Genomic DNA, 409 nt, shown 5'->3' with positions numbered 1-409 from the left:
TACCTGTGCTACGCAAAGATTTTATGATTGAGCCGTATCACATTTTGCAATCACGTGCGCTTGGGGCAGATTGTATTTTGCTGATTATGGCGTGTTTATCGGATGCGCAAGTCGCTGAGCTGCATGAATTGGCGTTAAAACTTGGCATGAGTGTACTCATTGAGTGTCATGATGAGATAGAAGTGGAACGGGCGTTACGCTTGCCCGCCCATCGCCAAAACGTGTATGGGGTTAACAATCGCAATCTACATAACTTTGATGTGAGCTTGGACACTACCCTACGCCTAAAAACACTGTTTCCACAAGATAGCTTACTGGTGACAGAAAGCGGGATTCATTCGGCAGAGGATGTAAAATTGATGCTGGGCCATGACATCCATGCGTTTTTGATTGGTGAGCAGTTTATGAA

1 protein-coding gene is annotated in these 409 nt (G+C 45.2%); it reads left to right on the top strand.

What is annotated here, in order from left to right; genetic code table 11:
• Positions 1-409 (top strand): indole-3-glycerol phosphate synthase TrpC (locus J1781_RS00160; RefSeq protein ID WP_217232993.1); only part of this gene is annotated, 409 nt, incomplete at both ends.

Source organism: Rahnella perminowiae, assembly GCF_019049695.1.
GTDB lineage: Bacteria > Pseudomonadota > Gammaproteobacteria > Enterobacterales > Enterobacteriaceae > Rahnella > Rahnella perminowiae.
Note: the sequence above shows the minus strand (reverse complement) of the source record. Positions and strands in the feature narration are given on the sequence as shown.